The organism is Pedobacter sp. MR22-3, from assembly GCF_026240075.1.
Taxonomy (GTDB): Bacteria; Bacteroidota; Bacteroidia; order Sphingobacteriales; family Sphingobacteriaceae; genus Pedobacter.
On the sequence record NZ_JAPIVF010000004.1, the window covers coordinates 664348 to 684549 of the forward strand.

A 20202-nucleotide genomic window follows, 5' to 3' on the forward strand; every position below is an offset into this window, starting at 1 on the left:
TCACTGGTAAGCCGCAACTGGTACCACACAAAGATCTACACCTTATTTACTAAACCTCCTGTTCAACAATTCATAAAACTGATCTACTGTAGCTTGTTTACTTGCCCAATCATACTTCATGGCATAATTGCTTTGTAAAAAGTTATTGGCGGTTTCAAAATTGTTCATTTTGTTAACGATATCGATTGCCTCTGAATAAGCCAGGTTATACCCTTTAAACAGATCTTTAATAAAAAGCATTTTCTCATTCAGGTTAATGGCCTGTTTCAAATCGGCAATTGGTGCCTTTACCGGTTCGTCGCCCTGTGCATTGGTTTTAGCCAGCAAATCATTTAAACTTTGGGTAGGTTTAGCTGCAGCAATAGGCTGCTCTGCCGGCTTAACCGGAATGGCTTCAGGAGTAAAAATCGGTTTTTCATATACCGGTGGTGAAATGATGGGTTCATCCATTTCCACATCCCGCAATGAAGGTATTGGTGCTGATGGCGGAACAACCCTTTCTTCAGTTACAGGTGCTTCAGTTGAAACATCTGGTTTAATGGCTTCCGGATTCTCCGGTTCAGGGGCCTCATCTTTTGCAATTAAGAAAGGTTCCGGACCAATTTCATCTTCTTCATTGGGGACCGTTTCATCCTCCGGTGCCAAAGGTGCTTCTTCCTTTTCGTGTATTTTCTTTTTCTGTGCCAGAATCTCCTCTTCTGCCTCACTTAAAGGCCGGTCGAAAATTTCTGCTACCGATTTTGCTTCGTAATCAAACTGTTCATCAGCACTGTGGTTCCCTAAAACAAACTCAAAACTGTGGTCATCCTGGTCTGGTTTAAAAAAATCGCGCTCCAGTACTTTTTCAGCAGTATCATTTTTGATTTCTTCGTCATCCTGCAGTTCTTGTTCCGGTTTTACATCAATCCGCTCCTCCTGCTCTTCTGCGGTGATTACTTCTTCCAGTTCCTGAGGTTCAAAAGCCTGGTCATCCGCCAAATAACTTTGCGGCGTTTCAGGCAGAATAATCGTATTCTGTTCTTCCAGCAGCGGCTGATGAATAATGGCTGATGGCTTTTCATTCACCACATTCAATTTCTGAACAATCCGTACATGATCTGCAAGAAAATCTGCATTGGCTAAAAACAACTCCAGCTCCAGGTGATTCAGCTGTTGTGGATTTTGAGCAAGAAATTCATATTGCTCATTTAATTCTGTTAAAATACTGCCGACTTTCTTGAAGATATTCTGTTGGTTCATCATAAACTTAAAACGGATTTTGTGCTGATTTATGTTGGTAACTAAGTACCCAAAAATAACACATAATTCTCATATTTGTTCGGTTTAAAATTAATAGAGAACACATCAGGGCACAACAGATCGGACATGTTATTTAGCGAACAAAATTTTAGAAGAAGAGGTGAATTTTCAGGAAGTATTGAAGTGGTTTGTGGTTCCATGTTTTCCGGCAAAACGGAAGAACTGATCAGAAGATTGAAGCGTGCCCAGATTGCTAAATTAAATGTCGAGATTTTTAAACCAAGAACTGATACGCGCTACCATGAAACGGCAGTGGTTTCTCATGATTTAAATTCCATTAACTCGACACCTGTTGACAGTGCTTCGGCCATTTTATTACTGGGCACCAATACCCAGGTGGTAGGCATTGACGAGGCACAATTTTTCGACAATGAGCTTCCGGATGTTTGTAATAAACTTGCGCTGAGGGGAATACGGGTAATTGTGGCTGGCCTGGACATGGATTTCACCGGCAAACCTTTTGGTCCGATGCCGGCCTTAATGGCCATTGCAGAACATGTAACCAAGGTAAATGCCGTTTGCGTATGCTGTGGTAATCCGGCACTTTTCAGTTACAGAACAGTAGCCAATGATTCGACCGTTTTATTGGGCGAAAAAGAAAGTTATGAACCACGTTGCCGGGCTTGTTATCACCTGGATAATGGATAGAAATTTCCTATCTTGGAGTATAGAAATAAAGCCTTAAACTTCCATCATGGATAATACCATACACCTGAATCACTTACGCTGTGAATTAAAAAAATTTGTTTCCTTCAGTGATGCAGAATGGGAAATTTTTAAGCAATACCTCGAATTCAGGCACTACGACAAAAAAGAATTTTTTGCTGTTCCGGGCAAGGTTTGTGATCATATGGGATTTATTTTACATGGTGCCATGCGGTATTTCCATGTGCGGGAAGGTGTAGAAATTACCGGATATTTCAGCTTTGAAAATGAGTTGGTAAGTGCTTACAAAAGTTTTTTAACCCGACTGCCCAACACCAATTATATCCAGGCAATAGAGAAAACCACCCTGATCCTGATTGCTAAAAAGAACTTTGAGCTTATGGAAAACAATCCGGCCATTGCCTTTAAAATTGAACAGTTTGGCCGCCGGATTGCAGAATATTACATCTGTTGTTACGAGGATAGAGTAGCCAGCTTTATCATTCAAAGTCCGGAAGAACGTTATCTGGATATGCAAAAGAATGCCGGTGAAATATTTCTGCGCATCCCTCAGCATTATGTGGCTAATTTTTTGGGCATTACCCCTGTATCGCTTTCCAGAATCAGAAAGAGAACACTAAAGGTGCATGCCTGAATTCAGCATTAAATCAAAACCTTATCTTTTGTTAACGTTTTAAGCCTGCATACCTGCCTATTTTTGATGGTCATTAAAACACAAAAATATGTACGTGATATTAGGAGCCGGCGGACCAAGTGCCCATGCGCTTACAGCAGAATTATTAGCCCATCAAAAAACCGTTCGACTGGTAAGCAGGAAACCCATTGCAGTTTCCAATCCAAACCTGAGCTGGGTTCAGGCAGATTTATTAAATGAAGCACAGGTATGCGAAGCGGCTAAAGGTGCAACTGTGGTTTACCTTTGCGCAGGTATCATTTATGATGCTAAAATCTGGCAGCAACAATGGCCGTTAATCATAAATAATGTGATCAATGCAGTGAAAAGTGTTGGCGCACGACTGATTTTCCTGGATAACATTTACATGTATGGACTGGTAAATGGTCCGGTTACCGAGCAAACGCCCTATCATCCCTGCAGTGTTAAAGGTGAAATTCGTGCCAGGGTAGCCAACAGCTTAATGGATGAAGTGTCTACCGGAAATATCCAGGCCAGCATAGCAAGGGCGGCTGATTTTTATGGTGCCAGTTCCATGAATAGTTTTATTGATATGATGGTACTTGATAAATACTCAAAAAACCAAAGTGCACAATGGGTTGGCAATCCAAAGATGCTGCATAACTTTTCGTACATACCCGATGTGGGCAAAGGCTTGTATATGCTGGGGCAGGAACCAAAATCAGACAATCAAATCTGGCATCTCCCTACCGCCAAACCCATTACAGGTATTGAATTTATGCGTTTGGCTGCAGAAATCTATCAGGTTCAGCCAAAATATACGACCATCAACAAACTGATGCTCCGCTTATTCGGGCTTTTTAAAAAAGTGGTGGCCGGTACGGTAGAAATGTATTACCAATATGATCACGACTATCAGTTTGATTCCTCAAAATTTGAGCAATACTTTAATGTTAAACCAACCAACTATGTGGATGGGATTACAAACATTTCGGAAACGATGTATAAAAAGCAAAATATTTAGCCATTCGCCCGTCCGTTAAATGCAGATGGACTATCTTTGATGATGTTGAAAAATCAGAAATTTGCGCCAGAAAAAAAAGTTTCCATTTTAGGCTGTGGCTGGTTTGGTCTTGCTTTTGCCAAAAAACTTATTGAGCAGGGTTATCAGGTTAAAGGTTCTACCACTACTCCTGAAAAACTCTCTATACTTGCTGAGGAAGGCATACAGCCCTTTCGTGTTCATTTCAGTGCAGATCAGATGGTAGCAGATCTGGAATTTTTTGACGCAGCTATTTTGTTTATCTGTATTCCACCGAAGCGAAATTCTCCTGAGTTAAATGATTATGCGCAGAAGATAGCATCGATCATTAACGCTGCAAAGGGGAAAGTAGAAAACATTATTTTGATTAGCTCTACCAGTGTTTACGGCGATGAAAATCAAATTGTAAACGAATTGAGTGAAACCAATCCGGATACCGACTCGGGTAAGGTGGTATTGGCTGCTGAAAAAGCGTTAGCACTGGCAATGCCAGGGGGATTTACGATTATCCGTTTTGCAGGATTAATGGGACCTGAACGGAATCCCGGAAGATTTTTTGCCGGCAAAATGGATATTCCTAACGGTTTGGCACCGGTGAACCTGATTCACCAAACGGATGCTGTAGGGATTGCAATGGCCATCATAGAAAAACAGGCTTTTGGCAGAATCTATAATGCCTGCGCTCCTGATCATCCCAACAGAAAAGAATTTTATAGCGCTGCCGCTAAAAATACAGGTTTGGTAGTCCCTGGATTTATTTCGGAGAAACAAACCTGGAAGATCGTAGAAAGTGTAAACGTTCCAAAATACCTGGATTATGAATTTCAGGTTGAAATAGTGTAAGCATTCCGCTTTGCGCGCATGATACCTCTCGCCGTCATTGCGAAGCTGGTTCTTCATCAGCTGAAGCCATCTTTCTTGCCGTGTATGCTTAGCAAAGATAGATGGCTTCATGCCAGTACCATGCCCTGCTCTTCAGTTCGCAATGACGATTTATGAATCATTACCCCAACAAACTCAACAATTCTTTTTTACTTAAACCTTTAAAAAATCCACCATCGGTTTGGATGAGGTTTTTCACCAGATCTTTTTTTGAAGCCTGCAGTTTCATGATCTTTTCTTCAATCGTATCCGGACAAATCAATCGAACGGCCATTACATTTTTATGCTGCCCGATGCGGTAGGCCCGGTCAATGGCCTGATTTTCTACTGCAGGATTCCACCATGGATCAACCAGGTAAACATAATCAGCTGAAGTTAAGTTCAATCCGGTTCCTCCGGCCTTCAAACTGATTAAAAAAACAGGAATATCCTCACTTTCCTGAAAAGACCTGACCACCTCTTCCCTGTTTCGGGTTTGACCTGTCAGGTATTCATATCTGATATTTTTTCGCTCCAGCTCCTTTTTAATCAGCTCGAGCATACTCACGAATTGTGAAAACACCAAAATCTTATGATGCTGCGACTTGCCTTCAATCTGCTCCATTAATACCTCGATTTTTGATGAAGCCTGGAGATATGATTTCCCGTCAGCCAGCAGTGCTGCTGAATTACAAATCTGCCGCAGCATGGTGATGCTTTTTAGCACATGCATGGCACTTTTGGACAGTTCATCTTCCGTTTTACCCAAAATATAATCCTGTATTTCCTTTTTGTTGGCTTCGTAAACCTCCCGTTGTGCCGTACCCATCTCACAATAAAGTACAATCTCCGTTTTATCCGGAAGTTCTTTAGCCACTTGCTCCTTGGTACGCCGCATCATAAAAGGACTGATTTTCCTTTGAAGTTCCTCAGCCCTTTTCTTGTCCTTAAACTGATCTATCGGCGTAGAATACAAATCGGCAAATTGCTGTTTACTCCCAAATAAACCCGGACAAGCAAAAGACAGTTGCCCGTAAAGATCGAAAGTATTGTTCTCTATCGGTGTACCGGTCATCACTACTTTATTCCTCGATTTTAACATCCTCACCGCTTTATACCGTTGTGATTCCGGATTTTTAATGTGTTGAGATTCATCCAGAAAAATATAATTAAAGCGATAATCCTTCAGGTAGCGAATGTCAGAAAGCAGGGTGCCATAAGAAGTAATGACTACCTCAAAACCATCAAAACGATCTGTCGTTTTAGTCCGCTCCGTACCGTAAATGGTTTTAACTTTAATGGATGGTGCAAACCTTTCAATTTCTGCTTTCCAGTTGAAAATCAATGACGCAGGAACCACGACGAGGTTAGTATTGTGGCCCACTTTCCTACGTTGCGACAAAATAAAGGCCAGAATCTGGATGGTTTTACCCAGTCCCATGTCATCTGCCAAACAGGCCCCGAAATTAAAATCGTCCAGAAAGTTTAACCAGTTTAATCCGTCTTTCTGATAAGGACGTAAGGTAGCTTTCAAATCTTCAGGAACCTCAACTTCCTGTATGGCTTCTGTACCCTCAAACTTTTGGCGGTAGCGTTTTAACTCATTTTTCACCTCTCCGTCAAGAAGTGCATCTTCGTAAAGGTCATTTAGCGTGGCAAACTTGATTTTTGGAGTTAGGATGGCTTCGTCGGTTACCTCTCCGGCATTAAAATAATCAGTGAATTTCTGAATCCATTCATGTGGTAAAATGCCTTGCGTCCCATCATCCAGGGTAATGAATTTACTTTTATTCCGGATGGATTTATGCAAATGCTTTAAAGCCACCTGTTGTTTACCGAACTTCACTTTCACCTTGGTTTCAAACCAATCGGTACCACTTAAGACTTCGATATTAATCTGCGCCTGGTGTGGATTGAGCTTGTTATTTTTAAGTTGGTTGAAACCTAATAGCTGAATGCCCTTATTGCGCCACACTTCAAAGGCTTCTAAAAACCATCCTTCTTCTAAAAAACGTTTGCGGTGTAAATAGAACGAATCATTGGTTTCCTGATCATAGAAATAGGGATGTTGCCTTAAAATGCTGGCAATAAACTGCAGTTCAGCTTCCTCATCACGGTGCAGGGTAAAAACATTACCGAGTTTATCCTGTGCCTGAATCTGCCGCTTGGAAAGTACCGGAATCTCCAGGTTTCCATAACGCATCACAGGTGTGATTAAAATAAAATCTTCAGATTCTGATAAATAAATTAACTTTTCATTTTCAAGATCAAAGCCCTTTTCTTCCAGTTGATCTGCCGTAGCAGGTTTCAGATAAGTATAATCAACCTGAATACTGCCCTCTAACGGAATTAAGATAAGCTTTTGAAACGCCGGATACTTGGTTTTGTGTAAAATTAAACGGTTACTTTGCTTCTGGAAAAAGCCTATCACCCGCAAAAAATCAGGTTTGGTGATTAAATAAAGCTGGTCTTTCAGTTTAACGAAATATTGATGAACCAGCAACAGCTGATCCAGCGCGTAGGATTTACCTTCAATAATTAACCGCCCGGTAATTTCATAAAAATCATTCAGCTGGTTTACCGATAATCTTAAATCAAGATCAAGAAAATGAACATTTACAGGAATAACGGCAGATGCCTGAATAGTGGTTTCCTTCGGATTTTGAAGATAGAAAGGAATCTTTTGCGGATTCTTCACAATGGCTTTTAACGCCTCAATTTCTTCCCCCGTTTGATCATTATTGTAATTGGCCTGAAAAGTAGCAATGCCACTGAAGAATTTCAGTTCATCACTATCATCCGTTTGAAATAACAAACTGTTCAGGTTAATCCGTTGCAGCGGATTTTTAATCTTCCCGGCTTTTGTTTGATCTGCCTTGTATAGTTCAATGGATAGGTTACTGTAATACCGATGCTGGCCAAATACCAAAATGGTTTTACTCAAATCAATTACAGGTTTTCCAATCTTGGGCTTTTGCCGGGGCAATAAAATATTGGCCATTTGTTTACTGGCCTCTTTATCAAAAGGCTGCAGCGCTTTCATTTTAGGATTAATTTGCAACTTTCCATCCTGATGGCTCAATACAAAAACAGCATCCAGATTTTGCTCCTTCTCCAATCCATAATCCAGCGCAATGGCATGCAGCTTTTGCCGGCGTAAACGCTCATCAAAAAAGATAGCGAGATCTTCCCGGTTTAGAATATTATACAATACCTGCGCCTGGTGTACACATAATTTATTTTTTGGTGCCGTACACCGGCAGGATAATTTTACCGCATTTGCCGTTTGCTGTACCTGAACAATTGGAAATACCGCATCAGATTCCGGATGACTAAAGGCGGCAAAATCAATTTCAATCTGTTCGGGATGAAGACTAAAAAAGCCTTTGCCATGTGTGTGAACTTCCTGGCTGAGGTGTTTAAGAATGAAGATGCCGTTTAAATCTTTCAGGTTGAAATCAGGCAATACATAATCGTACGGATTGTTGAATACTGATGATGTTCCTGCCTTTTCTTCGCTCATTTAAACAAATTTGTAAAGTGTAAAAATAGCATAAACCTTGCAGGTTTAAAATGATCAGCACTAATGATTAAAGCGAATTTCTCAGATTGAGATAAAATGGAACGGCAAGCTTTTCTGTTTTTCCGTTCAGCACAAACTCAGCAGCCTGGGTACCCAAACGGCTAAAATCTGTCGATATGGTGGTAATTCCATCCAAAATAAGCTTTTTTAGGGGTGTTTCATTATAAGAAATTACGCCTACGTCTTTTCCTATTTTGAGATTTAAAACAATCAGCCGCTCAATTAAGGTCACTAAATCATCCTCCATTAAATTGATATAAACCTCGCCGGGTTGAATTTCCTCTTCTTTAATATTATGGATCACCTTGTGCGTGAATGCATACTGCTGACAAAATCGATAAAAACCACTTAAAATTTCATGCGGGAAATAGCTGTTTTTAGGGAAGATGATTTTCAATGTAGTATAATGGGAGAGCCGGTTGAGGGCTTGCTCCAATGCCGCGTAAATATCTTGTGCAAAATTTTCATAGGCCGCAGCATACTCTCCGGTTACGCCAGGCAAAAGCTTATCTAAAATAATCAGTTTCTCTTTCGGAATGGTGTTGATGATTTCATGGGCATTTTCCCCTCCTTCTAAAAAATGTGGAATAATGACAAAGTGCGTATAATCATCTTTTTTACTGATGATCATTTTCTTGAAGAAAACATAATCATTGTTGTAGATGTAAAAATCAATGGCCGCATGTTCTCCAATGGCTTTGGTAAAGGAATCGTAAATAATTTTTTTGTGGGTACTGAGTTTATTAAACAGCAAACAAACCTTTAGTTTTCGGGTAAAATCGGTATTAATGATGAAATATCCTTTTCCAGGAACAGAATCTACCACACCGAGTTTACGGAGATTACGATAGCCCTTTTCTGCAGTATCTCTTGACATTTCCAGACTAAAACTAAGCTCATTGATTGAAGGAAGCAAACTTCCCTTTTGCAGCTTACCCATATCAATTCCATTCAAAATCGCATTGGTTAACTGCTTATATTTTGGAGTGGAGGAGTATTCATCAATTTGAATATAACTAAGGATATCTTCTGGCTTCAAATGCTTTTTTGCTAGGGTTTCCAATATATAAAAAAATCTGCTATGAAATTGGGTTTTGCTTTATAAGGTTCGCTGAATGGCGGAATAATACTTTAAGTTAATCATATCCGCTGGTGCGGGATTTTCATTCCATACATCATTAATGGCGAGTGCAGTTCCAATGGCAGTGGCCTGAGCTACAGAAGAGGCATAAACTTCAATATCGGGTACGGCACTGGCCAGCAGGTGCATATAGATGGCATTTTTTCCAAAGCCCCCATCGACGAAAACTCGCCTTATGCCATCATTCAGAATGAGTTTAAGCGAGTAAACCTGCTGCTTAATTAAATCGATAACTAACTGATGATACGCTTCTTCTGCCGTTTGGAAGATGTTTAAATCCCGTTCCGGAAAAGCAGAGGTTAATGAAAATTCGGTTTGTACCTGCTGATTTCCGGGCACTTTATTAACCAGCTTTAAAACCAAAGCAGGATTAAACTTTAAATGTTTAAAAAGATAGGCTGCGCGATCAAAATGTAAGGCAATTCGTTTAAGCTGCACTTCATGTTCATGACCTGCAAAAATTCGGGAAGCCTTTACGGCCTTACCTTTAAAATGCATGTAGCACAGGCAATCTTTCTTTAATTCATCTGCCTGAAGTGGCTCCTGATTAAAAGGATTAAGGCTGATGCACCAGGTTCCGGTAGAAATAAGTACAAAAGGCGAGTTAAAATTGGCCAGATAAGGAATTAAAGCTGCAGAGCTATCATGCAGGCCCACACCTACACTTACTTCCTTACCCTGAAAGCTGCTTTTTACAGCGGTATCTGCAGCTGTAAATTCACCAAATTTTTGATCTATCTCTTCTGCTTTAACCCAATGGTGGTATTCATTCTTATTAAAATCCCAAAGCTGGGTATGGCAACCAATACTGGTAATATCTGCCACGGCTTTTCCGGTAAGTAAATAACTGAGGTATTGCGGTAAATGTAAAGCATACCTGATGCGATTAAACAATTCAGGCCTTTCACATTTCAGGCGGTAGAGCTGCATACCAGAATTTAAGCTACCCAGAACAGGAGATGCCGTTTCGAGGGAAATTTTTTCTTCCCCTCCGTATTGAGCATAAAATGCTGCCTTAAGCGCTTCGGGATAGGCCTTTAAATAATTGTAAAGCGGTGTTAAGGGCGTTCCTTTTTCATCAAGATAAACGAAACTGGCACCATAAGTAGAAAAATTGATGGCTTTAATATTGAACTCTTTTAACTGCATCACCTGGTTTAACGAATCATATACAGAAGAGGTTAAGCTTTCGAGGTTCTCGCAGATTTCGCCATCCTCATCCATAGTTTCTACAAAACGTGCCGACCTTTCATAAACAATGCTATAATTTTCATCAATTAAAAACAGTTTCTTATTCGTTTTTCCAACATCAAATATGGCGATAACAGGTTTAGGCATTTTTATTTCCCTTTCGATTATAAACCTGTAGCTACCGTATTTCCACGGTGGCTAACCAATTGACTTCTAACATCTAAATCCCGGTATAAAGCAATTGGTGATAATGCTGCACCAGCCCTTAACCTTGCCTCGGCTACCAGAGGCCTTAGATCACTCCGAAAGGTATTTTGCAAAATCTCCTGCGCTTTAACCACATCGTTGTTATCCTGAGCAGCCTTTAAAGCATTTCTATCTACTAATAAAGCTTGCGCATAAGCAATCATAATCGCTTCTACTGATTGCAGTAAATCTTCTAGAGGGTCTTTTACATTGTGCGATGCATCAATCATCCAGCCTAAATCCTTGGCATGGTTCATGCCTTTTGCGTCCATGCCTTCCACCAGTTCATTAAAAATTAAGAACAATTGATAAGGCTTTATACTTCCGGCAGTTAAGTCGTCATCGCCATATTTGGAATCGTTAAAATGGAAACCGCCCAGCTTACCTTCCATCAATAATAAAGCAACAATCTGCTCGATATTGGCATTGGGCAAATGGTGACCTAAATCGACCAGCGTATAGGCTTTCTTACCCAATTTACTGGCATATAATAAAGATTGCCCCCAGTCGCCAACTGTTGTAGAATAGAAATTAGGCTCGAAAGCTTTATATTCTACAAACATTTTCCAGTTTTCCGGCAATGCCGCATAAATTTCCTGCAAACTTTCTAAGGTATTTTCAAAGGCCTGGCGAAAATTCAACTGACCCGGGAAACACGATCCATCGGCCAACCAAACCGTTAAAGTATCAGATCCTAAGGCAATACCATGTTTAATTACCTCGATATTGTGTTCGATGGCCTGCTTCCGAATGGCTTTATTTACATGCTGAAGGGAGCCAAATTTATAACTATGCGGAGCACCTGCCTGATCCTGAAAAGTATTGGAGTTCATGGCATCGAACTTTAGTCCGTAGCTGGAAGCCATGCTTTTTAAGCTTTCTGCGTGTTGAGGGATATCCCAGGGAATATGTAAGGATATGGCACCACTGGCGCCATTCAGGCCGTGTAATAAACCCACATCTTCAATTTTCTCTTCAATGGTTCTGGGTTCACCGCCCGTAATGGCAAAACGGCCGAAACGTGTTCCACCTGTGCCTAAGGCCCAACTTGGAATGGCAATCTGAAAATCTACCAACTTCCGGATGATACTTTCCAAATCAACATGCGACCAGTCTGCTTTTAAAAAGTCAATCTTGCGCTGATGTGAGCTAAAAAGGGAATCGTTATGTTTTTCGATCTGGTTCTGTTCGATATTCATGGTTATACTTGGTTATTTAGGCTGATGATTATGGCGATTAATCGCCTTTCATACCATCCTCGTTTATAAAGGGGCATGATTTTAACTATAATCTTCGCACATTAAGGTCATTTTCAGCCTGTGGACATCACAGACCAGGAAAACAACCTGCTAAACTACATTTATTTATATTTCAAAATTTTATGACCGATATAGAACCGATCATAAAATTAAATGCTTCACTATATTTATCTGACAAAGGCCATGGCCACACCACCATCTACATTTAGCACGTTACCTGTAGACTTTTGCAATAATCCACCAACGAAAACAAAACATGCATTGGCGATATCATCAGGTAAAATAATCTGGTTTAACAAGGTGCGTTTGGCATAATAAGCCGGCAATTCAGCAACGGTAACACCATATGCTTTTGCCCTGCCTTCAGCCCATCCACCGGCCCAGATGTTGCTGTCGCTGATCACTGCATCCGGATTAACTACGTTAACACGGATATGATCTGCACCCAACTCAGCTGCATTTAATCGGCTTAAATGAAGTTGAGCAGCCTTTGCACTTCCATAACCAGCATTATTTGGTCCGCTTACCAATGCATTCTTACTTACAATATTAATGATATCACCACCAACATCTTGCTTTTGCATCATCTTTGTTGCAGCCTGGGTGATAAAGAACTGGCCTTTTACCAAAACATCATACAACAAATCCCAATCTTTTTCCGAGTGATCGCCAATGGTTTTAGAAATGGATAAGCCTGCATTATTGACAACAATATCAATTCCGCCAAAAGCCAGCGCCGCAGCATGAAAAGCACCATCAATATCCTCCTGACTGGTGACATTTAAAAGTGTTGTACTGTAAGCATCTTTACCAAATTGTTTGGCAAATTCAGCTCCGGCTTCTTCCAAACGTGCTGCATTCATATCATTTAAAATAACCACGCCGCCTTCTGCAACGAATTTCTTTGCAATGGCTTTACCAATACCGCCGGCACTGCCCGTAATTAAAGCAATTTTACCGGTAAGTGGCTTTGGCTTAGGCATACGCTGCAACTTTGCTTCCTCAAGTAGCCAATATTCAATATTAAAAGCTTCCTGATGAGGTAAAGATGTATAGGATGAAATGGCTTCTGCACCTTTCATCACATTAATGGCATTGATGTAAAATTCTGCCGCCACTCTTGCCGTTTGTTTATCCTTTGAGAAAGTAAACATCCCTACACCCGGATATAAAATCACCACCGGATTGGTATCGCGAATGGCTGGGCTATTAGGATGTTTGCAAGTTTCATAATAATCTGTATACATGGCCCTGTATGCTTCAAACGCAGGCAACAGTTTTTCTTTTAACGCTTTGGTGTCAGACAGGTCTTCATCAGCCGCCAAATCTAAAACCAGCGGACTGATCTTGGTTCTTAAAAAGTGATCCGGACAACTGGTTCCCATGGGTGCCAGGCGAGCGAGATCATTGGAGTTTGTAAATTCCAATACCCTGGCATCATCGGTAAAATGTCCGATCATGTGTTGTTTTGAAGAACATAAACCCCGAAGTAATGGTGCTAAAGTTGCTGCTTGCTTTTTACGGCTGGCCTCATTTGCACTTTCCATTTTTTGGCCGCCGAAAACCGGTCCTTTTCTACCGTAGTTTTGCGCCAGGTAATCGGAACAGATTTCAATCACACCTAAAGTATTCAGATAACTTTCGTAAGCGGTATCACCCCAGGTAAATAAGCCGTGAGCGCCCAGCATGATGCCTCGAATACCCGGATTCTCATCCAAACATTGTTTTAACTGTAAACCTAATTCGAAACCCGGTTTCTTCCATTCTACCCAGCCAATGGTTCCGCCGAACAGCTCTTCCGTAATCTTTTTGCCATCAGCAGCCGCAGCGATGGCAATAGCCGCATCCGGATGCAGGTGATCAATATGTGCAAAGGGTAGAAAACCATGTAATGGCGTATCAATGGATGGGGCTTTAGAACTCAAATCAAAAATGCAGTGGTTAAAAAGTTCCACCATTTCATCTTCGTAAGCTACACCGCGGTAAATATTTTTTAAACTGCGCAGGCGATCTACATAAAGTGCCGCTAAACCACTCTTCTTTAATGTGCCTAAATCACCACCAGATCCCTTTACCCACATCACTTCAGTTTCATTACCTGTAAGCGGATCCTTTTCCATTAACTTGCATGAGGTATTACCGCCACCATAATTGGTCAGGCGCAAATCAGCACCTAACAAATTAGAGCGATAAATGAGCAGTGCAACTTCATCTCCAGCCAGTTTTGTGGCCTCTTCTTCATCCCATAAGTAGCTGACGTACTTATAATTTGTTTCTTTAACAGACATGTATATTAATGATTACTTTTCTATTTATGATTTAATTGAATTGCCATAACCTACAATCAGTACTGATATGATAATGGTTAATATGCCCGCTATAATGGTAGTTAATGTTTTTCTTGATACACCTTTCCATTCTTTCAAAATCAAACCCCACACGTTGGCAATCAGGATGATAAAGGCCATATGCAGAATCCACGAACTGGCGCCATTACCCATTTTGCTTTCTCCCATTCCGTAAAAAAAGAACTGTAGAAACCACGTGGTTCCGGCAAGTGCAGAAAAAATGTAGTTCTTTAATAAGGGGGTTGATTTTTTCGTGTAATCGCCAAAGGTTTTATTGCGGGCATTCAAAATCATACACCAAATAAAATTAGTGGTTAATCCGCCCCAAAGTACTACCACATAAGTGACATTGTTTTGGAATAGAAAGTTACCCGCTTCAGATGGGTGGGTAACTTTCCAGATCTGGTTGGCCGCATCGGCCATGGGTTTTCCGGCCTCTAAGCCAAAATTAAAACATGCACTTAACACTCCTGAAACGATCCCTACAAATAAGCCCAGGCCAAATTTGAATTCTGTTTTAACTTCCAGTCCATGTGGATCAGTAATATCTGAATTGATTTCTCTTTCTTTCATTACCCCTGCCTTACCACAGATGATGATGCCAATGACACAAACAAAAAGCCCAAGCATGACCATTCGGCCCCAATCGGTTTGCATAAACATGGTGAAAGTATCTTTTCCTTCCTGTGGAAAAATGTCGAAATAAATTGAAGGTAAAACGGACCCGATCACCATTGATAGTCCCAGAATAATGCTACTGCCCAGTGATACCCCCAGATAACGAACACCCAGTCCATAGGTTAAGCCACCAATCCCCCAAAGTACACCGAAAAAATAAGTGAGGATTAAAATATGACCATTGGTAGTAGCAATAATATCACTGAAATTCGGGATGGTTAAATAAGCGGCCAATGGTGGTACAATAAGCCAGGAAAAAATTCCACCAACAATCCAGTAGCTTTCCCAGGCCCAACCTTTAACTTTTTTAAATGGGATATAAAAACTTCCTGATGCGAAACCACCGAAGAAATGAAAAATTACGCCTAAAATTGCCTGCATGCGCTATATTGGATATTTGGTTGGTCCAAAATAGAAATTAAGGCATATTTAACTGTCATGCACTGTTATGCCGATAAATTTCATTTACTACCGAAGTGATTTAATTTTTGTAAAGTTCTCCCGCAGATTACAGGGATTACCGTAGATCTTATTAATAGATAGTCGAAAGGAAGGTACACCCCTTAATGCTCTGCCAGGAAAAGCCAATCACATATAACTCTCCTTAAATCTGCGGGATCCCCGGAATCTGCGGGAAATAAAATATTCACAAGGAAGGGCTAAATAATAGATAAATCGTCCTGGCGAGGAGAAATAATGAAGCAATCTAATCCGCTCAATAGACTGCTTCGTCGGCTGAAAAAAGCCATCTCGCAAAGACGATCACTCGAGTTAGAAGACGATAAAATCATGAAGTGAATAAAAAAAGCCGGCAAATCTGCAGCTATCAAATCACTTTATTAAAAAAATTAAAGCAGGTGGGATTTTAAATCAGCCGAAGAATAATTTACTGACTTTAATGTCTTATCATCTGCCTTTCTGAAAACCAGAAACAATCCATCCACTTCCTTATAATATGCTGCTGTCTGATCTTTGTCGAAATAATGTTTGATGGTTAATTCTGCTTCTTCTACTGTTTTGCAGGCCTTACTCATGTTAGAGCGGTGCACCTCATCAAAAAGTGTTTTAAATTTGCGCCCCAAACCAAATTCGTGTATTGCACCAGCCAACACATATTGCAAATCACACAGCGCATCAGCTACTTCAATCAGATCATCCTTTTCAACTGCTTCCTGCAATTCCTTTAATTCTTCAGCCAGAAGTGCAATTCTTAAGTTTGCCCTTTGTTTTGATGGAATAACAGGCGAATCTAAAATGGGATGTTTAAATGTGTGATGAAATTCTGCAACCTGATTAAGTGAATTTGTTTCCTGCATGGTGGTTTGGTTTAACTTACGCCAGCAAAAGTAAAAAAACACCTGTACTTATCTAAACATAATTTAAACATTGACACGAAAGGGGCAATATCCTCAATGGCGTTCCCTGATTATTCTGAAAAAATCTTCCTTGTAAGTATCACCTACTGGCAACAACTGATCATTGATATAAACGGTATTTCCGTCAACCATTTTAATTTTATCCAGCGAAATGATGTACGATTTATGTATACGGTAAAAAGGTGGCTTCGGTAAATCATTTTCCAGTTCTCTTAAGGCCTGGTAAGTTACAATCCTTTGAGCAGAGGTGTAAACAGATACATAATTTTTCAATCCCTCAATGTAGAGAATATCAGTATAGTTAACCTTAATGAATTTATTTTTTGTATCACCCTTGATAAAAATGAAGTCAGGGATGGCTGTTGATAGGGGCATAACAATTTCCTGCTGCGCCGGATGAATCATCTGCTGTGCTTTAACAGCAGCCTGGTAAAATCGTTCATATGGAATCGGTTTTAACAAATAATCAACCACATCCAGATCAAAGCCTTCAAGCGCATATTCAGGATAGGCTGTAGTTAAAATCACTTTACATTTGCCCCCTAATATTTTCAGAAATTGAATGCCGGTAAGCTCGGGCATCTGAATATCCAGAAAAACCAGGTCTACCATTCCTGCCTGCACCTGGTTTAAAGCTTCAAAGGGATTAGTAGTTGTACCCACCAATTCCAGAAATGGCGTTTTATTGATAAAGGCAGCAATGATGTCTGATGCGTAGGCTTCATCATCAACAGCTAAACAACGGATCATAATTGGAAGTTAAAAGTGATAAAGATATAAAGATTCTCCGGTACTACATATGGATCACCAATGTGGTTTTATAGGTATTACCATTATTCGAAACCAGGAGTTCATGCTGGTCAGGATAAATTAAATCCAGTCGCCGGTGAATATTAACCAAACCTACACCACTGGAATGATCTTTTTGCGCATGGCTGATTTTATTGCTGACTTCAAAACTCAGGCGCTTTCCGTTTACTTTAAGTTTTATCCTCACCGGGTGTTTTTCATCATTCACCACTCCATGCTTAAAGGCATTCTCTACAAAGGGGATTAGTACCAAGGCTGCAATTTTTTGAGTGGTAATGCCTTCGGTATTAAAATCCACATAAAAGTTGGGTTCGAAGCGCATCTTAAAAAGGGCAATATAACTCTCCAGATAGGCTACCTCCTTTGAAAGCGACACTTTACCATCTGGACTTTCATTCAGGGTATATCGCATTAAATCAGATAGTTTCAAAACAGCATTTGCCAGCTGATCAGAAACCGGAATGGCCAGTGCATAAATATAATTCAGGGTATTATACAAGAAGTGAGGATTGATCTGTGATTTTAGAAAAGCCAGTTCAGACTTTACTACCTCGTCCTTTAACTTCCTGTTGGCCAGCTCATTTTTAAAATTTTGCTGCACACCGTATACTGCTGCAGGTATAATAATATATGAAATTCCATAGTAAATATTGTCAAGTATGTAACTAAAGGTGGTTGTCTGATCATTATAATTATGAAAACCAAATACCTTCAGGTAAATCACTTCTTCAATCAGATAACGCAGGCTAATAAAAAATATCAGTGTAAATAGGATGCCTAACACCAGCTGGGGAATTTTACCCCGTTTTAAATAATGGGGATAAAGCCAGGAATAACAAATATAAAACTCTGCTATCCGGATAAAAGATAAGGAAATACCAAATGCAATGAGGGGAAAACTCACCGATTCGACAAAATATCCCAGATATTGATAAGTCAGGATTAATACCCAACAAAACACATGGATAGCGATTACTTTAAATTGCTTCATGCCATAAAGCTAGATAAAGCTTTTCAATAGATCAATCTTGTTATTCCAACCCTCAAAAATTTTATCCCAACACCCGTTTTCGGCAGACAAACACCTGTTAAACGGCTTTACTGGTTTGGGATAATAATCCGGTGGTTTGGGATCATTTAATTTAGAACCCACCGCATCATCTGCAATTTTGGAACATCAAACAAATAACAATGATGATGAAAACTACGACCACAATTCTTTTGACCATTTTATGTGTATCCCTCTTTCAATTTACAGCCAGTGCCCAAAAGCAGGAAATATTGCTTATTGGAACATTTCATTTCGCCAATCCAAATCTGGACGCGATTAAAACCGAAAGATTTGATGTCTTAGCCGCTAAGCCCCAGCAGGAACTGGAAAACATCTCCGAAAAAATTAAAGCCTTTAATCCTGACCAGATTTTTGTAGAATGGCCTGAAAACAAACAAGCCGGATTAGATTCCCTTTACCAGATGTACAAAGCAGGCACCTACAACCAGTATATCAATACAAAATACCAGCACACCAAACAATTTGCATCCTTCAAGGAAGATGAAACCTTTCAGCTAGCCTTTCGTGCAGGAAAAAAAGCAAACCTAAAAACCATATACGGCATTGATTACAACATAGATATGCCTTTTGATACGGTGATGAATGCCATTCAAAGCGCAAAACAAACGCAACTAAAAAATGAAATTGATAGTGTCATCCAAACCAATGGTGCCGCAACCAATCATAAAAGAAAAACCATGGGCCTTACCGATCTCATCCTGGATTTAAATACGGAAGCCTCCAGAAATCAAAATGCCGGTTTCTACTTGCAAAGCATCAACCGTGCAGGAAGCAGAGAAAATTTTGCAGGTGCCTATTCGGTATCAGAATGGTATCGCCGTAACCTTTACATGTATGCTTTGGTTCAAAAGATCACACAGCCTGCTGATAAAAGGATTGTCATTCTTCTGGGCGCTGGCCACATCTCCTTAATTAAACAGTTTATTGCACTGGAAAACAGGTTCAAAATTGTAGAATTGAAAGACATTCTTTGATGCACGATTCTGCTGTATGACCTACCCTTTGGATATTTTGTTCATTACAAAATGAGCAGCATCCAAACGTTGCAGGCAAAATGGCCTGACTGACCTAAAGGTGCTGAAAGTTTTTTAAAGCCTGCTTTTTCATACATTCCAACAGCGGTAGATAATTCAGGGAATGACTCCAGGTAAATTTGATGATAACCAAATTGCTGTGCAGAGGAGATACTTTTCTGCATCAGCATTTTGCCTATGCCCCTCCCTCTGGCAGCCGCTGAGGTATAAAGCTTTACAAGCTCTGCGCAACCTTCCGGCAAGCCTGATGTGGGATAGATTCCGCAACCACCGATAATTTTGCCTTCTTCCTCAGCAATCCAATAAGCAGATTGTTCCGCTTTAAATACTTCGGATAAATGATCAGTAGTGGGATCTGTGTAAACGGTTCCAGGTTTATCGACTTTAAACTCTCTTAACACAGTCCTGATTAATTCAGCGAGTTCTTGATTATCCCCTTCGTTTATTTCTCTGTAAGTGATGGCCATGCCGCATTTTTCTTCAAAGTTAAAAATTGCACCCGTAGCATTGAAGAAAATTCAAACAAAATCAGGGTTGAATCCCTTTATTAAAGAAAAGATAATACCATGGAAAACGATAAAATAACGAACGAAAACAAAAACGCGCATCCAAAACCGACTGATGAGATTCAGAAAGAAATCGAAACCGTTGTTCCATCTGCGCATCAGGCGGAAGTTACACCTGGCAAATCTGAAACTCCCGTTGATATTAAAGAAGACCAACAGACAGACGAGCCAACTAAGGGAGAAGGAAATAAAGTAACAGAAGGCGAAGAAGGTGCCGAAAAAGCAGCTACAGCTACGGATCAATCTGGAACAGACGAAGCGTCATCTCCGGAAGAAAACACGCCTGAAGAAGAGGAAACAAATGATGCAGCAAACGCTGGTGAAGATGACAATAAGGATTCAGACCATGAACATAATGGAATTGAAACCGTAACACCATAGCACACTATGCTAATT

The 20202-nt window shown here is 40.3% G+C and carries 17 protein-coding genes; 6 read left to right on the forward strand and 11 right to left on the reverse strand.

All coding sequences use genetic code 11. The annotated features are described in order from the left end of the window. Nucleotides 1–42: 42 nt before the first annotated feature. Nucleotides 43–1242, reverse strand: coding sequence for a hypothetical protein (locus tag OQ267_RS12705; RefSeq protein WP_088299988.1), 1200 nt, complete (start codon nucleotides 1240–1242; stop codon nucleotides 43–45). A gap of 123 nt (nucleotides 1243–1365) precedes the next feature. On the opposite strand from OQ267_RS12705, the gene OQ267_RS12710 reads away from it, so the two are divergent. The 4 genes from OQ267_RS12710 to OQ267_RS12725 all read left to right on the forward strand — a co-directional run bounded on the left by OQ267_RS12710 (nucleotide 1366) and on the right by OQ267_RS12725 (nucleotide 4484). Next, nucleotides 1366–1947 carry a thymidine kinase gene (locus tag OQ267_RS12710; protein WP_088299989.1) on the forward strand — a complete coding sequence of 194 codons (582 nt, stop codon included), beginning with the start codon at nucleotides 1366–1368 and terminating at the stop codon, nucleotides 1945–1947. A gap of 46 nt (nucleotides 1948–1993) precedes the next feature. Next, a complete protein-coding gene (locus tag OQ267_RS12715; RefSeq protein WP_088299990.1) occupies nucleotides 1994–2599 on the forward strand; it encodes a Crp/Fnr family transcriptional regulator in 606 nt (201 codons plus the stop codon). 88 nt (nucleotides 2600–2687) lie between these two features. Then, nucleotides 2688–3623 (forward strand): NAD-dependent epimerase/dehydratase family protein, encoded by a 936-nt coding sequence (locus tag OQ267_RS12720; RefSeq protein ID WP_265836195.1) that lies wholly within the window; start codon nucleotides 2688–2690, stop codon nucleotides 3621–3623. A 39-nt stretch (nucleotides 3624–3662) separates the two neighbouring features. Further along, nucleotides 3663–4484 carry an SDR family oxidoreductase gene (locus OQ267_RS12725; protein WP_265836196.1) on the forward strand — a complete coding sequence of 274 codons (822 nt, stop codon included), beginning with the start codon at nucleotides 3663–3665 and terminating at the stop codon, nucleotides 4482–4484. 160 nt (nucleotides 4485–4644) lie between these two features. Here the strand turns inward: OQ267_RS12725 and OQ267_RS12730 are convergent, their stop codons facing one another. The 9 genes from OQ267_RS12730 to OQ267_RS12770 all read right to left on the reverse strand — a co-directional run bounded on the left by OQ267_RS12730 (nucleotide 4645) and on the right by OQ267_RS12770 (nucleotide 18125). Next, the gene (locus OQ267_RS12730) at nucleotides 4645–8025 is read right to left on the reverse strand and encodes a DEAD/DEAH box helicase (RefSeq protein ID WP_265836197.1); all 3381 of its coding nucleotides are present in this window, start codon (nucleotides 8023–8025) and stop codon (nucleotides 4645–4647) included. Nucleotides 8026–8092: 67 nt separating this feature from the next. Beyond that, nucleotides 8093–9124 (reverse strand): GntR family transcriptional regulator, encoded by a 1032-nt coding sequence (locus OQ267_RS12735; RefSeq protein WP_088300371.1) that lies wholly within the window; start codon nucleotides 9122–9124, stop codon nucleotides 8093–8095. Between the two features lie 60 nt (nucleotides 9125–9184). After that, a complete protein-coding gene (locus OQ267_RS12740; RefSeq protein WP_265836198.1) occupies nucleotides 9185–10564 on the reverse strand; it encodes an FGGY-family carbohydrate kinase in 1380 nt (459 codons plus the stop codon). 17 nt (nucleotides 10565–10581) lie between these two features. Next, the gene (locus OQ267_RS12745) at nucleotides 10582–11862 is read right to left on the reverse strand and encodes a sugar isomerase (protein WP_265836199.1); all 1281 of its coding nucleotides are present in this window, start codon (nucleotides 11860–11862) and stop codon (nucleotides 10582–10584) included. 227 nt (nucleotides 11863–12089) lie between these two features. Continuing rightward, a complete protein-coding gene (locus tag OQ267_RS12750; RefSeq protein WP_265836200.1) occupies nucleotides 12090–14210 on the reverse strand; it encodes a bifunctional aldolase/short-chain dehydrogenase in 2121 nt (706 codons plus the stop codon). Nucleotides 14211–14234: 24 nt separating this feature from the next. Beyond that, entirely contained in the window at nucleotides 14235–15329 is a 1095-nt protein-coding gene (gene rhaT, locus OQ267_RS12755) for an L-rhamnose/proton symporter RhaT (RefSeq protein WP_265836201.1), read from the reverse strand. A 467-nt stretch (nucleotides 15330–15796) separates the two neighbouring features. Further along, nucleotides 15797–16264, reverse strand: coding sequence for a nucleoside triphosphate pyrophosphohydrolase family protein (locus tag OQ267_RS12760; RefSeq protein ID WP_265836202.1), 468 nt, complete (start codon nucleotides 16262–16264; stop codon nucleotides 15797–15799). Between the two features lie 93 nt (nucleotides 16265–16357). Further along, a complete protein-coding gene (locus OQ267_RS12765) occupies nucleotides 16358–17074 on the reverse strand; it encodes a LytR/AlgR family response regulator transcription factor (protein ID WP_265818786.1) in 717 nt (238 codons plus the stop codon). Between the two features lie 43 nt (nucleotides 17075–17117). Further along, nucleotides 17118–18125 (reverse strand): sensor histidine kinase, encoded by a 1008-nt coding sequence (locus OQ267_RS12770; protein WP_265836203.1) that lies wholly within the window; start codon nucleotides 18123–18125, stop codon nucleotides 17118–17120. A gap of 200 nt (nucleotides 18126–18325) precedes the next feature. Here OQ267_RS12770 and OQ267_RS12775 point away from each other — a divergent pair, with 200 nt between their 5' ends. Continuing rightward, nucleotides 18326–19180, forward strand: a complete 855-nt coding sequence (locus OQ267_RS12775; RefSeq protein ID WP_265836204.1) for a DUF5694 domain-containing protein — start codon at nucleotides 18326–18328, stop codon at nucleotides 19178–19180. A gap of 44 nt (nucleotides 19181–19224) precedes the next feature. On the opposite strand, the gene OQ267_RS12780 is transcribed toward OQ267_RS12775, so the two are convergent. Further along, nucleotides 19225–19707 (reverse strand): GNAT family N-acetyltransferase, encoded by a 483-nt coding sequence (locus OQ267_RS12780; RefSeq protein ID WP_265836205.1) that lies wholly within the window; start codon nucleotides 19705–19707, stop codon nucleotides 19225–19227. Nucleotides 19708–19806: 99 nt separating this feature from the next. Between OQ267_RS12780 and OQ267_RS12785 the strand changes: the two genes are divergently transcribed. Further along, on the forward strand, nucleotides 19807–20187 hold the full coding sequence (locus OQ267_RS12785) for a hypothetical protein (protein WP_265836206.1): 381 nt from the start codon (nucleotides 19807–19809) through the stop codon (nucleotides 20185–20187). The last annotated feature ends 15 nt before the right edge of the window (nucleotides 20188–20202 follow it).

Excerpts from the sequence above, each read along its gene's own strand:
- OQ267_RS12785 (WP_265836206.1), top strand. The coding sequence starts at position 19,807 with ATGGAAAACGATAAAATAACGAACGAAAACAAAAACGCGCATCCAAAA.
- OQ267_RS12710 (WP_088299989.1), top strand. The coding sequence starts at position 1,366 with ATGTTATTTAGCGAACAAAATTTTAGAAGAAGAGGTGAATTTTCAGGA.
- OQ267_RS12705 (WP_088299988.1), bottom strand. The coding sequence starts at position 1,242 with ATGATGAACCAACAGAATATCTTCAAGAAAGTCGGCAGTATTTTAACA.
- OQ267_RS12760 (WP_265836202.1), bottom strand. The coding sequence starts at position 16,264 with ATGCAGGAAACAAATTCACTTAATCAGGTTGCAGAATTTCATCACACA.
- OQ267_RS12725 (WP_265836196.1), top strand. The coding sequence starts at position 3,663 with ATGATGTTGAAAAATCAGAAATTTGCGCCAGAAAAAAAAGTTTCCATT.
- OQ267_RS12750 (WP_265836200.1), bottom strand. The coding sequence starts at position 14,210 with ATGTCTGTTAAAGAAACAAATTATAAGTACGTCAGCTACTTATGGGAT.
- OQ267_RS12765 (WP_265818786.1), bottom strand. The coding sequence starts at position 17,074 with ATGATCCGTTGTTTAGCTGTTGATGATGAAGCCTACGCATCAGACATC.
- OQ267_RS12775 (WP_265836204.1), top strand. The coding sequence starts at position 18,326 with ATGATGATGAAAACTACGACCACAATTCTTTTGACCATTTTATGTGTA.
- OQ267_RS12780 (WP_265836205.1), bottom strand. The coding sequence starts at position 19,707 with ATGGCCATCACTTACAGAGAAATAAACGAAGGGGATAATCAAGAACTC.
- OQ267_RS12740 (WP_265836198.1), bottom strand. The coding sequence starts at position 10,564 with ATGCCTAAACCTGTTATCGCCATATTTGATGTTGGAAAAACGAATAAG.
- rhaT (WP_265836201.1), bottom strand. The coding sequence starts at position 15,329 with ATGCAGGCAATTTTAGGCGTAATTTTTCATTTCTTCGGTGGTTTCGCA.
- OQ267_RS12730 (WP_265836197.1), bottom strand. The coding sequence starts at position 8,025 with ATGAGCGAAGAAAAGGCAGGAACATCATCAGTATTCAACAATCCGTAC.
- OQ267_RS12720 (WP_265836195.1), top strand. The coding sequence starts at position 2,688 with ATGTACGTGATATTAGGAGCCGGCGGACCAAGTGCCCATGCGCTTACA.
- OQ267_RS12715 (WP_088299990.1), top strand. The coding sequence starts at position 1,994 with ATGGATAATACCATACACCTGAATCACTTACGCTGTGAATTAAAAAAA.
- OQ267_RS12770 (WP_265836203.1), bottom strand. The coding sequence starts at position 18,125 with ATGAAGCAATTTAAAGTAATCGCTATCCATGTGTTTTGTTGGGTATTA.
- OQ267_RS12745 (WP_265836199.1), bottom strand. The coding sequence starts at position 11,862 with ATGAATATCGAACAGAACCAGATCGAAAAACATAACGATTCCCTTTTT.